This window comes from Streptomyces rectiverticillatus, assembly GCF_013394065.1.
GTDB lineage: Bacteria > Actinomycetota > Actinomycetes > Streptomycetales > Streptomycetaceae > Streptomyces > Streptomyces rectiverticillatus.
Window position 1 is genome coordinate 2,587,615 of sequence record NZ_CP040752.1, and the last position, 14,176, is coordinate 2,601,790.

At 74.3% G+C, this 14,176-nt stretch carries 11 protein-coding genes; 6 read left to right on the forward strand and 5 right to left on the reverse strand.

The annotated features are described in order from the left end of the window. The first annotated feature begins 22 nt into the window (after nt 1–22). The 5 genes from FGW37_RS11130 to FGW37_RS11150 all read left to right on the forward strand — a co-directional run bounded on the left by FGW37_RS11130 (nt 23) and on the right by FGW37_RS11150 (nt 8,012). Nucleotides 23–1,381 (forward strand): hypothetical protein, encoded by a 1,359-nt coding sequence (locus FGW37_RS11130; protein ID WP_179080921.1) that lies wholly within the window; start codon nt 23–25, stop codon nt 1,379–1,381. Next, complete coding sequence (locus FGW37_RS11135) at nt 1,378–3,999, forward strand: serine/threonine-protein kinase (RefSeq protein ID WP_179080922.1); 2,622 nt, start codon at nt 1,378–1,380, stop codon at nt 3,997–3,999. Before FGW37_RS11130 ends, FGW37_RS11135 begins: the two co-directional genes overlap by 4 nt. Nucleotides 4,000–4,002: 3 nt before the next feature. Continuing rightward, on the forward strand, nt 4,003–5,319 hold the full coding sequence (locus tag FGW37_RS11140) for a PP2C family protein-serine/threonine phosphatase (RefSeq protein WP_179080923.1): 1,317 nt from the start codon (nt 4,003–4,005) through the stop codon (nt 5,317–5,319). A gap of 128 nt (nt 5,320–5,447) precedes the next feature. After that, nucleotides 5,448–6,827 (forward strand): vWA domain-containing protein, encoded by a 1,380-nt coding sequence (locus FGW37_RS11145; protein WP_179080924.1) that lies wholly within the window; start codon nt 5,448–5,450, stop codon nt 6,825–6,827. A gap of 135 nt (nt 6,828–6,962) precedes the next feature. Further along, nucleotides 6,963–8,012: an FHA domain-containing protein gene (locus FGW37_RS11150; RefSeq protein ID WP_179080925.1), complete on the forward strand. Its 1,050-nt coding sequence runs from the start codon at nt 6,963–6,965 to the stop codon at nt 8,010–8,012. A 30-nt stretch (nt 8,013–8,042) separates the two neighbouring features. Here the strand turns inward: FGW37_RS11150 and FGW37_RS11155 are convergent, their stop codons facing one another. Further along, nucleotides 8,043–9,026, reverse strand: a complete 984-nt coding sequence (locus FGW37_RS11155; protein ID WP_246430350.1) for a methyltransferase domain-containing protein — start codon at nt 9,024–9,026, stop codon at nt 8,043–8,045. Nucleotides 9,027–9,110: 84 nt separating this feature from the next. On the opposite strand from FGW37_RS11155, the gene FGW37_RS11160 reads away from it, so the two are divergent. Next, nucleotides 9,111–9,515 carry a globin gene (locus tag FGW37_RS11160; protein WP_058044403.1) on the forward strand — a complete coding sequence of 135 codons (405 nt, stop codon included), beginning with the start codon at nt 9,111–9,113 and terminating at the stop codon, nt 9,513–9,515. Nucleotides 9,516–9,543: 28 nt separating this feature from the next. On the opposite strand, the gene FGW37_RS11165 is transcribed toward FGW37_RS11160, so the two are convergent. From FGW37_RS11165 to FGW37_RS11180, 4 genes are all read right to left on the reverse strand, one after another. Next, complete coding sequence (locus FGW37_RS11165) at nt 9,544–10,308, reverse strand: DUF8010 domain-containing protein (protein ID WP_179080926.1); 765 nt, start codon at nt 10,306–10,308, stop codon at nt 9,544–9,546. Next, complete coding sequence (locus tag FGW37_RS11170; RefSeq protein ID WP_179080927.1) at nt 10,305–10,766, reverse strand: acyl-CoA thioesterase; 462 nt, start codon at nt 10,764–10,766, stop codon at nt 10,305–10,307. Before FGW37_RS11170 ends, FGW37_RS11165 begins: the two co-directional genes overlap by 4 nt. Before the next feature lie 2 nt (nt 10,767–10,768). After that, nucleotides 10,769–12,433, reverse strand: a complete 1,665-nt coding sequence (gene ettA / locus FGW37_RS11175) for an energy-dependent translational throttle protein EttA (RefSeq protein WP_179080928.1) — start codon at nt 12,431–12,433, stop codon at nt 10,769–10,771. 169 nt (nt 12,434–12,602) lie between these two features. Beyond that, nucleotides 12,603–14,123 (reverse strand): Cys-Gln thioester bond-forming surface protein, encoded by a 1,521-nt coding sequence (locus FGW37_RS11180; protein ID WP_179080929.1) that lies wholly within the window; start codon nt 14,121–14,123, stop codon nt 12,603–12,605. Nucleotides 14,124–14,176 lie beyond the last annotated feature (53 nt).

Genomic DNA, 14,176 nt, shown 5'->3' on the forward strand with positions numbered 1-14,176 from the left:
GCGGACAGGAGAGAGGGGATCGATGGCGGTCGCGGAGCCCACCGGGCCGGCCTTGACCCGCGAGGAGGTGGACCGTGCGCTGGCCAGGCTCGGCGCGGAGCACGAGGCCGTCGAATCCTCGCTGCTCGCCCTCCAGGACCATGCGGGGCGGCGCCTGCTGGAGGGGGCGGAGCTCACCGGCGAGACCAGGAGCCGGTGGGCGGCCGCCGAGGCCCTCATCGGGCAGCTGTGGGCGTACTTCGACGCCTACACCGCGGCCCTGACCGCCGCCCGCGAGCTGCGCGCCCGCCGCCGCTGGCCCACCCAGGGCGAGCTGTCCGAGCTCACCGAGCTGCTGCGCGGCTCCGGCATCACCCTGCCCGGCCACGGCACGGCCGCGCTCGGCACGGCGGGCCTCCCGGCGGGCGCGGTGGGCACGGCGGGCATGACGGGCATGACGGCGCGCCTCAGCGAGCAGCTGAGCCTGCAGGAGCTGCTGGACCGGATGAACGGCTGGTACGCCCGGGCCCTCGACGTCGTCGTGATCGCCGACGCCGTGTGGTCCGCGCTGCCCGCCCGCATCGACCTGCTCGCCGCCGAGCTCGGGCGCACCCGCTCCCTCGCCCACTCGGTGGGCGTCCGGCCCGGCGAGCACCCCTCCGGTGACGACCTGGAACAGATCACCCGGGAACTGGCCGCGCTGCGGGAAGAGGTGATATCCGATCCGGTCGCCTTCTGGGCCGGCTCCTCGCCCAGCTCGGCCCCGGGCGGCGGCCGCCCGGACACCACGCGCTACGACCGCGCCGCGCGGGCCCTGGAGGACGTCCGCCGGGAGGTCGAGGCGGTGCTGGACGTCCGGCAGGACGCCGAGCGGCGGCTGATGCGCGTGCGCGACGTCCTCTCGCGCGCGGACCGCACGCTGAACGAGGCCCGGCAGGCGCGCGTCGAGGTCCTGTCGAAGATCGCCGCGTCCGTGGTGCCCGCGGTCTCGGGCCCGCCGACGGCCCTCTACGAGCAGCTGGCGGCCGCCGCCGAGCACCGCAGGCACGCCCGGTGGCACCGGCTCTCGCCGCTCCTGGAGGGCCTGGAGCAGCGCTCGGAGGAGGAGCTGCTGCGCGCCCGCGAGTCGCTGACGGCGGTGACGGCCCCGCTGGCGGTCCGCGCCGAGCTGCGCGGCCGCCTGGACGCGTACAAGGCGAAGACCGCCCGGCACGGCCTGGCGGAGGACTCCTTGCTCATCGAGCGGTACGACGCGGCGCGGCGCATGCTGTGGAGCGCGCCGTGCGATCTGGTGGCCGCCGAACAGGCGGTCCTGCGCTATCAGCAGGCGCTGGCCGAGACGCTGTCGGCGGCGGCGCCGGGCACCGGGGAGCGGCCCACGGGGCGGAGGGGGGAAGCGTGAGCGAGGCCTGTCAGCGGCCGGGGTGCGCCGGTTCGTACGAGGACGTCGGCGGCGGCGAGCTGTACTGCGACACGTGCGGCCTGGCGCCGGTCGTGTCGCCGAACGGGATGGTCTCCTCCCCCGCCACGGGGGTGGCGGGGGGCTCGCCGGGCGGCGGCCCGGAGGGCGGTGCGGGAGCGGGGTCGCAGGGCTCGTCGGGCTCGTCGTCCCGCTCCTCTTCCGCGCGGTCGTCCTCGCGGTCCTCGCGCTCGTCGTCGCGTTCCTCGTCGTCGCGGCGGTCGGTGTCGGGGCGCCTGTCGCGCTCGCTTCCGGGGGCCGAGGGTGCGGGCACGCGGTCGGTGTCGGTGCGCAGCGCGGGCTCGGGGCCGTCGTCGTCGGGGCGCGGCAGGCTGGGCGCGGGCCTGGTCAAGGTGCCGGAGGTGCCGCGTCCGGATCCCCGGGCGGCGGTGCTGGCCGATCCGCAGGTGCCGGAGCGCAAGCGGTTCTGCAGCCGCAGCGACTGCGGTGCGCCGGTGGGCCGGGCGCGCGGCGACCGGCCGGGCCGTACGGAGGGCTTCTGCACCAAGTGCGGCCACCCGTACTCCTTCGTGCCCAAGCTGCGCGCCGGGGACGTGGTGCACGGGCAGTACGAGGTGGCGGGCTGCCTGGCGCACGGCGGGCTCGGCTGGATCTACCTGGCCGTCGACCGGGCCGTATCGGACCGCTGGGTCGTGCTCAAGGGCCTGCTGGACACGGGCGACGAGGACGCCCTGGCGGTGGCGGTCTCCGAGCGGCGCTTCCTCGCCGAGATCGAGCACTCCAACATCGTCCGCATCTACAACTTCGTCGAGCACCTCGACCAGCGCACCGGCAGCCTCGACGGCTACATCGTCATGGAGTACGTCGGCGGCAAGTCGCTGAAGGAGATCGCCAACGAGCGGCGGACGCCGGACGGGCGGCGCGATCCGCTGCCGGTGGAGCAGGCCTGCGCGTACGGCATCGAGGCGCTGGAGGCGCTCGGCCACCTGCACAGCCGCCACCTGCTGTACTGCGACTTCAAGGTCGACAACGCCATCCAGCAGCAGGACCAGCTCAAGCTGATCGACATGGGCGCGGTCCGGCGGATGGACGACGAGGACGGCGCGATCTACGGCACGGTGGGCTACCAGGCCCCCGAGGTCGCCGAGGTGGGCCCGTCGGTCGCCTCCGACCTCTACACGGTGGCCCGCACGCTGGCCGTGCTCACCTTCGACTTCCAGGGCTACACGAACGTCTTCCGGGACAGCCTGCCCGACCCGGACCACATCGAGGTCTTCTCCCGCTACGAGTCCTTCTACCGGCTGCTGGTGCGGGCCACGGATCCCGATCCGGCGCGGCGGTTCGCCTCCGCCGAGGAGATGGCCGACCAGCTGACGGGGGTGTTGCGGGAGGTCGTCGCGCTGCAGACCGGCCGGCCGCGGCCGGCGCTGTCCACGCTGTTCGGGCCGGAGCTGCGGGTGGTAGACACCCGGCTGTTCGAGGAGGCCGACGGCGAGGTCTCGGCGCTGGGCGGCCGTGCGGCGCCGGGCCGCAGGATGCTGCCGGGCCGGGCCGGTGCGCGCCGGCTGCCGCCGGGGGCAGCGCCGGGAAGCGCGCTCGCAGCGCCCGCCACACCGGCACCGCCCGCCGGGGCGCCCGCCGCGGCGTCCGAAGCAGCGCCTGTCGCGGCGCTCGACGCCCGGGCCGCGGCGCTGGCTCTGCCGGTGCCGCTCGTCGCCCCCGGCGACCCCAACGCGGGCTTCCTGGCGGGGCTGCTCGCCTCGCAGCCCGCCGAGGTGTACGCCGCGCTGCAGGCCGCGCCCGCCGAGTCGACGGAGCTGCGGCTGCGCAGGATCCGGGCCCAGCTGGAACTGGGCGAGGAGGCGCAGGCGTCCCATGCTCTGGAGAGCCTCGAAGCCGCCCACCCGGGCGACTGGCGGATCGTCTGGTACCGCGGGCTCCACGCACTGGTCTGCGGTGACAAGGAGACGGCAGCGCTGTCGTTCGACGCGGTCTACGACGCCTTCCCGGGCGAGCCCGCCCCGAAGCTGGCGCTCGGCGTGTGCGCGGAGGTCCTCGGGCAGCTCGACAACGCCGCCGAGTACTACCGGCTGGTGTGGGTGACCGACCCGAGTTTCGTCAGCGCCGCGTTCGGGCTGGCGCGGGTGCGGCTGGCCGGCGGGGACCGCCGGGGCGCCGTGCGCGCGCTGGAGTCCGTGCCGGAGGCGTCCATCCACTACACCGCGGCGCGGGTCGCGGCGGTGCGGGCCCGGCTGCGGCGGCGTTCGCCGCAGGAGCCGCTGCTGGACGACCTGGTGGCCGCCGCGGGCCAGGTGGAGCGGCTGGCGGACTTCGGGCTGGACGCCGTGCGCCGCGAGCGGCTCTCCACGGAGGTGCTGGGCAGCGCGCTGGACTGGGTGCTGTCGGGCTCCCCCGGCCCGGCCGGCGGTCCCCGGGCCGCCCGCCCGGGCGCGCTGCTGGGCCGCGGCCTGGACGAGCGCGAGCTGCGCTTCGGGCTGGAGCGCAGCTACCGCGTGCTCGCCCGGCTGGCCCAGCGCGGCGAGGAACGGATCGAACTGGTGGAGCGGGCAAACCGTTTCCGCCCCAGGACATGGGTGTGATCGATGTCGCAAGTGCCGCGCCCCTCACAACTGACGGCGTGCCCCGCCTGCAGGGAACCGCTGGACCCGGCCGACAATTTCTGCGGCGGCTGCGGCGCCGACCTGTCGGCGGTGCCTCCGGTCCTCCCCGACGACGGCGACGGCCCGTCCGACTACCGGCTCGCGCTGCCCGACCCCGGCGCCCGGACGGCCGTACGGGCTCCCCTCGTGCCTCCTGCGCCCTCGGACGACGGCCCGCCACAGCCCGTGCGGCCACCGGGAAGTGACGCCTCGGCGGCCCCCGGCGCGCCCGACCCCCGCACCGGGGCCGTACTGGGCGGGGTCCCGGCGCAGGCGGCGCACGAGGTCTCCGGGTTGCCGCCCGAGGAGGGTGCCGCCCACCCGGCTCCCGAGGGCACCGGGCGGATCTGCGGGTCGTGCCGATCCGGCATGATCGACAAGGACGGGTACTGCGAACACTGCGGGCATGCACAGCCGCGCGAACGGGATCACATGGAGCACCAGTTGCCAGGCGTCGCAGCGGTCAGCGACCGCGGACTGCGCCACCACCGGAACGAGGACGCGTACGCCGTGTCCGCCATCGCCCTCGCCGACGGGGCCCCGGCCACCGTCGCCGTCGTCAGTGACGGCGTGTCGTCCGCGACGCGCCCCGACGAGGCGTCGGCCGCGGCGTGCGCGGCCGCACGGGAGGTGCTGGTCGCGGCCCTGCCGGAGGGAGGGGATCCGCGGCAGGCGACCCATGATGCGATCATGCGGGCGGCCGAGGCGGTCACGTCGCTGGCCGCGCCCGCGCGCGGGCCGCTGCAGCACGACCCGCACCGCCACGAGAACGCCCCCGCGTGCACGATCGTCACGGCCGTCGTCACGGGCGACCTGCTCACGGTCGGCTGGGTCGGCGACAGCCGGGCCTACTGGGTGCCGGAGGACCGTTCCACCCAGCCTGCCCGGCTCACCGAGGACGACTCCTGGGCCGCTCAGATGGTCGCCGCGGGCCTGCTGACGGAGGCCGAGGCGTACGCCGACGAGCGGGCCCACGCCATCACCGGCTGGCTGGGCGCGGACGCCTACGAGGTCGAGCCGCACACCGCGTCCTTCCACCCCGACCGCAAGGGCGTGGTCATCGTCTGCACGGACGGGCTGTGGAACTACGCCGAGTCCGCCGAGCTGATGGCCGAGGTCACCCCGCCGGACGCCAGGACGCGGCCGCTGGAGTGCGCCCGGCACCTGCTGGCCCACGCCCTGGACGGAGGGGGCCACGACAACGTAACAGTGGCCGTACTGCCGTTCCCGCTGTCGCCCGAGGGGGCAGGATCGGCCTGAGACCAGGGCTCCCCCGGCTGCCGCCGGAGGTGCCCGCAGGGGGGATGCGCGCCGGTGGCCGGGCCGGTGCTGCGCGCAGGTCCGCCCGGGTGTCCATGGCACGGACGGAGTACCGAGGAGCGGATCAGATGGCCAATTTCTCCAAGCCGAGCGAGCACCGGTTCACGGTCGAGGTGTACCAGAACGCCCATCTGCCGGAGGGCGGGCGCGAGGTCAACGCGATCGTCACGGTCACCGCCACGGGCGGAGGGACCATGGCGGAGACGCCGCTCGCCTCCCGGACTCCCCTGGTGCCCCATCAGTCCCCCTCGTCCTACGGGCAACGGGCCGCCGGCCCCGACGCGGCCGTGGTCGTCATGGTCGACTGCTCCGGCTCGATGGACTACCCGCCGACGAAGATGCGCGGCGCCCGCGCCGCCACGGCGGCCGCCATCGACACCCTGCGCGACGGCGTGGCCTTCGCCGTCGTGGCCGGCACCCACCAGGCGAAGGAGGCCTACCCCGGCGGCGGGCGGCTCGCGCTGGCCGACGCCACCACCCGGCAGCAGGCCAAGGACGCCCTGCGCAAGCTCACCCCGGGCGGCGGCACCGCCATCGGCACCTGGCTGCGCCTGGCCGACCGGCTGCTGGAGTCGTCCGAGGCGCCGATACGCCACGGCATCCTGCTCACCGACGGCCGCAACGAGCACGAGGAGCCCGACGCCCTGCGCGCCTCGCTGCAGGTCTGTGCGGGCCGGTTCACCTGTGACGCGCGCGGGGTGGGCACCGACTGGGAGGTCAAGGAGGTCACCGGCATCGCCTCGGCGCTGCTGGGCACGGCCGACATCGTCGCCGACCCGGCCGGGCTGTCCGCCGACTTCACGCGGATGATGGAGAACGCCATGGGTAAAGAGGTCGCGGACGTGGCCCTGCGCCTGTGGACGCCGCAGGGCGCCGAGGTGCAGTTCCTCAAGCAGGTCGCACCGTCCCTGGAGACGCTGACCGAGCGGCGCGTGGACGCCGGCCCGCGCATCGGCGACTACCCCACCGGCTCCTGGGGCGACGAGTCCCGCGACTACCACCTGTGCGTGCGGGTGCCCGCGGCCGCGGTGGGCGAGGAGATGCTCGCCGCCCGCGTCTCGCTGGTGCTGCCCGCGCCGGCGGGCTCCTCTCCGCACGTGCCGGCCCAGGGCCTCGTGCGGGCGGTCTGGACGGACGATCTCGCCGCGTCCACCTCCCTCAACCCCCAGGTCGCCCACTACACCGGCCAGGCCGAGCTGGCCCGGGTCATCCAGCAGGGCCTGGACCTGCGCCGGTCGGGCGATATCGACGGGGCGACGGCCAAGCTCGGCCGCGCCGTCCAGCTGGCGAACCGCTCCGGCAACGAGGACACCGCGAAACTCCTCGCCAAGGTGGTGGACGTGGTGGATGCCGCGACGGGTACTGTGCGGCTGAAGGCGAAGGTCACGGCGGAGGCGCAGATGACCCTCGAAACACGCTCGACGAAAACCGTACGGGTGAAGAAGTAGCGCCGGGAGGCGTGGCGGCCGCAGAGTGTGCCGTGGCGCGGACCGTCCGCCCCGACCCTGGAAAGCAACCGCCGGCAGGCCACCGCCCCGCCGGCACCGACCGCAACGAACGGCACACGAGGGGGATCAACCGACATGCCGACCTGCCCGAACGGCCACCAGTCGACGGCCGAGGACTGGTGCGAGGTGTGCGGCCACCGCATGTCGGGGGCGCCCGACCGGCCCGGCCCCGCCGGTGCCACGGGCGCCGTCCCGCCGCCTCCCCCCGCACCGCCCACCGGCGCGCCCCTGCCGCCCCCGAGCAGCCCGCAGGGCGCGCCCGGCTACGGCTTCGGCGGGCACACCGGGGACACGACCGTCCAGGCGGAGCTGTGCCCGCACTGCCGTACGCCCCGCGAGGCGCAGGCACCTTTCTGCGAGGAGTGCCGGTACAACTTCCTGACCCGGACGGGCGCTTCGTTCGGGCCGCCGCCACCGCCGGCCCCGCAGGGGCTGCAGTCGGCTCCGCCGCCCCCGCCGCAGCACACCCAGCCGCCGCAGTCCTACGAGTACTACGGCTCGCGCCCGTCGCGGATCAACCGCCCCGCCGAGCCGCTCACTCCGGAGACGCCCACGTCCTCGCCGTACTCCGAGCCGGTCTACGCGGACGCGGCCGACGGCGACTGGATGCTGCCCCCGCCGAGCACGGCCACGGCGCCGCCCGCCTCGCCCTACGGGTACGAGCACGCGGCGACGGGCGGGGTACCGGGGCAGCAGGGAGCGCCCCAGCAGCACGCGCCGGCCGGGTGGACGGCCGTCGTGGCGCCCGACCGCGAGTACTTCATGGCGATGATGAACCGCAGCGGCCCCGAGGCCGCCGGGCTCAACCTCCCGGCGTACTCCCCCGAGCTGCAACTGCCGCTGAACGGGCCCCAGGTCACGGTCGGGCGGCGGCGCCACAGCACCGGCGAGTCGCCGGACATCGACCTGTCGCGCCCGCCGGAGGACCCCGGCGTCTCGCACCAGCACGCGATGTTCGTGCAGCAGCCCGACGGCAGCTGGGCCGTGGTCGACCAGGACTCCACCAACGGCACCACCATCAACGGCTCGGAGACGCCGATCCAGCCCTACGTACCCGTGCCGCTGCAGGACGGCGACCGGGTGCACGTGGGGGCGTGGACGACGATCACCCTGCACCGGGGCTGACCGGCCGCGGGCGCCGGTCCGTCGGATACGTCAGGGCCGGCGCGTACCGCCCAGCGGCCACCTGCACGGGCCCTCGGGGTGGTCCAGCCACGCCCACTGGGCGTCGCCCGCGACCGAGACGCCGAAGCGCTCGCGCCCCGGGCGGCCCTCGGCGCGCCAGACGGCGTGGGCGCCCGCCGGGTCCAGTGCACCGGCGGTCAGCGTCAGCAGGAAGCGGAAGCGCTCGCTCTGCAGCAGCCGGCAGGGCAGGCCCCGGATCCGGGGCACCGGAGCGGCCGCGCCGCCGCGCAGCTGAACGAAGTAGGCGGGGGTGCGCAGGAACCTTCCCTCGGCGTGCGTGGCGTCCGCGACCCGCAGCGCGATCAGGCCGGTGGCGAGCGGGGCGAGGATCAGGCCGTCCGGTCGCGTCTGCGCGATCCAGGCGGGCGGCACCCGGGAGACGCCGCAGGTGGCGAGGATCCGGTCGAACGGGGCGCGCCACGGGCAGCCGAGCGCGCCGTCCCCCGTGACGACCTCCGGGTGGAAGCCGGCCTCGGTGAGGTGGTCGCGGGCGGAGGCGGTGATCTCCGGGTCGAGGTCGACGGTGGTGACCTGGCCCTCACCGAGGCGGTGGGCGAGCAGGGCCGCGTTGTAGCCGGTGCCCGTGCCGATCTCCAGCACGCGGTGGCCGTCCTGGACGTTCAGGGCGGAGAGCATCCTGGCCATCAGGGAGGGCTGGCTGCTGGAGGAGATCGGCTCGCCGTCCCGGACGCGGGTGGCGAGCGGCTCGTCCGCGTAGGCGCCGACCAGCCAGTCCTCATGGCCCAGGGGGTCGGGGTCGCCGCCGGAGATGCGCTGGTAGCCGCCGATGACACCGGTGTAGTAGACGGGGACGAACAGCTCCCGGGGCACCTCGGCGAAGGCGCGCCGCCACCGGGGGTCGGTCAGCTCACCGGCCGCCCGCAGCCTCTCGACCAGCTCTGCCCGCAGCGCCGAGGACAGCTCCATGTCCCGCTTCAGGTGGGTGGCGCCCATGCCTCCACTGTGCGCCGCGGCTGCGGTTTGTGCGAAGGTCCTACATCGCCGGTCCTCGGCCGGTGCGTCTGAGACCATGGAGGGGTGATTGAGATTCCGCGCGGCACGCTTCAGGAGCAGACCTTCTACGAGCAGGTCGGCGGCGAGGAGACCTTCCGGCGCCTGGTCCGCCGCTTCTACGAGGGCGTGGCGGGCGACCCCCTGCTGCGGCCGATGTACCCCGAGGAGGACCTCGGCCCGGCCGAGGAGCGCCTGGTGCTCTTCCTCATGCAGTACTGGGGCGGGCCGCGGACGTACAGCGAGAACCGGGGCCACCCGCGGCTGCGGATGCGCCACGCACCCTTCACCGTCGACCGGGCCGCGCACGACGCGTGGCTGCGGCACATGCGGGACGCGGTGGACGAGCTGCAGCTCGCTCCGGAGCTGGAGCAGCAGCTGTGGAACTACCTGACGTATGCGGCGGCGTCGATGGTGAACACCGAGGGCTGAGCTCCCGGGCTCTCCCCGGGGCCGAGCCTCAGGCGGGCGTGACCGTCAGCCCGGAGACCCCGCCCGTCCGTACCGCAATGGAGCCGTACGGCGTGGTCAGCCGCAGCCAGCCGGCCGCGGCGAAGAGCACCACCGGCGCCTCGGGCGCCAGGGCCGTGCCCGTGCGGGAGCCCTGCGCCGACGAGCGGCTCACGGAGCCTGCACCCGCGCGCGCGGGCCGCAGGAAGCCCAGCGACTGCGCGGCGTGGACCGCGCGCAGCGGCAGCCCGGTCTCGCCGAGCGTGCGGGACCAGATCTCGCGGCCGATGCGGTCGCGCTCGACCCGCGTGCGGCGCTGCTCGGGCAGCGCCTCGTCGCGGGCGCGGAACTCCGCGACCGCCGCGCCGACCGCGCTCCTCAGGATCTCCTGGCCGGGAAGGCCCTCCACGCGCTGCCAGCCACCGCGGGGCGGCAGCACCCCGGCCCAGGGCGGGCCGGTGACGGCAGCGGGGACGGTGATCTCCAGCTCGCCCGAGGGCGCGGCGGGTGCCGCGTCCAGGGCGTCGGCGAGCTGCCCGGCCGAGACGGTGACGTCCAGCGCCCCGCCGTGGGCCAGCCGGGCCGTGCGGACCGCCAGCACCTCGAAGGAGGGCGGGCGGCCGAAGACGCCGAGCACCCCGCCGGCGGCCTGCAGCCGGACCACGGCGGCCCGGTCGTAGTGGATCAGCCGGGCCAGGAAGGCGACCAGGTCGGCCGTCTCCCCGGCATCGGCGAACCGCAGCCGCTGCCCGGTCGGAGGCTGGAGCCCCGTCATACGGCGACGGCCTCCTTGGGGGACCCGTCGCCGCGCCCGCCGCCGGCCTCCTCCTCGTCCCGGAACTCCTCCAGGAACATCCGCTCCTCGGCGGTTATCCGCCGGGGGCGGCCCGCCTCGAAGTCGAAGGGGACGACGACGGTGCTGGCGCGGACGTAGACGTGCTCCTCGTCCTTGACCTCGTAGGCGACGGTCAGGGACGCGGCGCCGAGCCGCGTCACCCAGGTCTCCACGGTCACCGGAGCATGCCGGTGCACCAGGGGGCGCAGGTAGTCGATCTCGTGCCGGGCCACGACGGACCCGCCCTGGAACGACGTGCTCCCCTCCCCCGGCGCCAGCCGGAACATGAAGTCGATCCGCGCCTCTTCGAGGTAACGGATGAAGACCGCGTTGTTCACATGGCCGAAGGCGTCCATGTCCGACCAGCGCAGGGGGCAGGAGTAGAGGTGGCGCGCCACGGTCAGCCCCGGGTGAGCTTCTTGTAGGTGGCGCGGTGCGGACGGGCCGCGTCCGGGCCGAGGCGCTCGATCTTGTTCTTCTCGTAGGACTCGAAGTTGCCCTCGAACCAGAACCACTTCGAGTCGCCCTCGTAGGCCAGGATGTGCGTGGCCACCCGGTCCAGGAACCAGCGGTCGTGGGAGACGACCACAGCGGCGCCCGGGAAGTCGAGCAGGGCGTTCTCCAGGGAGGAGAGGGTCTCGACGTCGAGGTCGTTGGTCGGCTCGTCGAGGAGCAGCAGGTTGCCGCCCTGCTTGAGGGTCAGCGCCAGGTTGAGGCGGTTGCGCTCACCGCCGGAGAGCACGCCGGCCGGCTTCTGCTGGTCCGGGCCCTTGAAGCCGAAGGCGGAGACGTAGGCGCGCGAGGGCATCTCGACGTGGCCGACGTTGATGTAGTCCAGCTCGTCGGAGACGACGGCCCACAGGGTCTTCTTGGGGTCGATGTTGGCGCGGCTCTGGTCGACGTACGAGATCTTGACGGTCTCGCCGACCTTGATCTCGCCGGAGTCCGGGGTCTCCAGGCCCTGGATCATCTTGAACAGCGTGGTCTTGCCGGCGCCGTTCGGGCCGATGACGCCCACGATGCCGTTGCGCGGCAGGGTGAAGGACAGGTCGTCGATGAGGACCTTCTCGCCGAAGGCCTTGGAGAGGTTGTTGACCTCGACGACGATGGAGCCCAGGCGCGGGCCCGGCGGGATCTGGATCTCCTCGAAGTCCAGCTTCCGCATCTTGTCGGCCTCGGCCGCCATCTCCTCGTAACGGGCGAGGCGCGCCTTGGACTTGGCCTGGCGGCCCTTGGCGTTGGAGCGGACCCACTCCAGCTCTTCCTTGAGGCGCTTGGCGCGCTTCGCGTCCTTCTGGCCCTCGACCTTCAGACGGGCCTGCTTGCTCTCCAGGTAGGTGGAGTAGTTGCCCTCGTAGGCGAGCGCGCGGCCGCGGTCGAGCTCCAGGATCCACTCGGCCACGTTGTCCAGGAAGTACCGGTCGTGGGTGATCGCGACGACGGTGCCGGCGTACTTGGAGAGGTGCTGCTCCAGCCAGTTCACCGACTCGGCGTCGAGGTGGTTGGTGGGCTCGTCGAGGAGCAGCAGGTCGGGGGCCTCGAGCAGCAGCTTGCAGAGCGCGACGCGGCGCTTCTCGCCACCGGAGAGGTTGACGACCGGCCAGTCGCCGGGGGGGCAGCCCAGGGCGTCCATGGCCTGCTCGAGCTGGGCGTCGAGGTCCCAGGCGTTGGCGTGGTCGAGCTCCTCCTGGAGCTTGCCCATCTCGTCGAGCAGGGCGTCCGAGTAGTCGGTCGCCATGAGCTCGGCGATCTCGTTGAAGCGGTTGAGCTTGCCCTTGATCTCCGCGACGCCGTCCTCGACGTTCTGCAGGACGGTCTTGGACTCGTCCAGCTTCGGCTCCTGCATCAGGATGCCGACGGTGTAGCCGGGCGTGAGGAACGCGTCGCCGTTGGACGGCTGCTCCAGACCCGCCATGATCTTGAGGACGGTGGACTTACCGGCACCGTTGGGGCCGACCACACCGATCTTCGCACCGGGCAGGAAGCTCAGCGTCACGTCATCGAGGATGACCTTGTCGCCGTGCGCCTTGCGCGTCTTGCGCATGGTGTAGATGTACTCAGCCAAGAGAAACCGTCCGGCAATCGAGAAGGGCCAATGTGCGGCTCCGCCGCGTGAGGGCAGATACACCCATCTTGCCGCACCGGACGCCCGGGGCGGAAACCCGATACGGACGCGGTCCGATCCCGGGCGGACACCGCAGGGCCCGGAGGCCCCGCGGCGCCCCGCCCGCCACTCACTCCCCGGAGGCCGCCCGCTCGCGGCGCAGCAGGTAGACCGCGCCGCTGCCGGCGACGATCAGCGCTATCGCCATGCCGGCGATCGTGGGCGTCGTGTGGCTGCCGCCGGTCGCGGCCAGGTCCCCGTCGGCCCGGACTGCGGCCGCCTTGCCGGCGCCCCCGCCCGTCGACGCCGGGCTCATACGGGAGGCCAGGGTGGCCTTGGTGCCGTCGTCCGCGGTGCCGCCGTCCTCCCCGCCGTCCCCGCCGCCCGCGGCGCCGGACACCGGACCGGGCTGCGGGCCGGATCCCGCGGCGCCGCCCGCGGGGGCCGCGGCCGCGGTGGCGGCGGAGGTCGCACAGTCCATGATCCCGGCGAAGGTCCTGGACAGGCCGCCCGGGCCCGTGATCGTGAACCGGTACGCGCGGTCCTCGCCGACCTTCACCAGGGTGGTCTCCGACTTGCCGGGCGCGACGGTGTGCTTCGTGCCGGCCAGCTCGTAGGTGAAGGGGGCGTCGCCCTGGTTGTCGGCGGTGACGTCGACGCCGCCCTTGGCGCAGTTCTTCCGGGCGGACAGGGCCGGGGCGGCGCCCTTGCCCGTCCAGTGCGCGGTGGCGCCCGCGGAGACGGCGCTCTCGCTCGAGCCGGCCAGGATCTGCGTCTGGGTCGTGGTGTGGTCGCCGATGAGGACCCGGCCGACCGGGACCTTGGCGGCGCCCGTGGCCTTCAGCGCCATGGAGCCGTCGGGGGCGCCCGCGGGGACGTCCACGTAGAACTCGCCGCCGTTGCCGGTGGCGGCGACGGGCTTGCCGTCCTTGTCGACGATCTTCACGCCCCGGGCCACGGCATCACCTGAAGGAGTGATGGTGACACTGCTCGCCGTCGTCCGCACGGCGACCGGGCCGAGCTTCCGGCCGGGCTTGCCCGAGAGCGCCGGCGGCGTCAGAGTCAGGGACGCCTCGGGCTCCTCGACGTCCTTCGCGCTCTTGTAGAGGTAGTCGGCGAGCTTCTCGGCGGCGGGGTCCTTGGCATCGACCTGGGCGCCGTCCGAGTACCGCCAGATGGCCACCTGGGTGCCGGCGGCGGCGGTGTTCGCGTCGAGGGGGCCCGTACCGGCGTCCTTGGCGAGCGCGGCGAGGTCGTTCACCTGGGGGTAGGAGTGCTGGAGGATCCAGCGGATCTTCCCCGCGTCCTTGTTGGCGTGCAGGGACGACTCGCCCCAGCCGACCTCGCGGTAGCGCGCGCCGTCCACCCGGTTGGTGAGGATGTCGATGCAGTACGTCTGCAGCGTGCCGCCCCCGTCGACCTTCATCTCGAACAGGCCCGCGGGGACCTCGCCCGTCTTGCGCCGGTCGTGCACCACGGCGCCCGAGCCCGCGGTGATGCCGCCGAGCGTGGCGGCGACGCCGCCCGGGTTCTGCGGCGCGTCGTCCGCGGCGGCGGGGCCCGCCGCGGCTATCGTGCCCACCGCGGCCAGTCCCGTCGCCAGGGCGGCTGCGGCAAGGCGGGCGGCTCCCCGCCTCCTGACAGAAATCATCGACTTCCTTCCGGGCGAACGCAGAACAAGTCGGCGCGCCTCGCCACCGAACT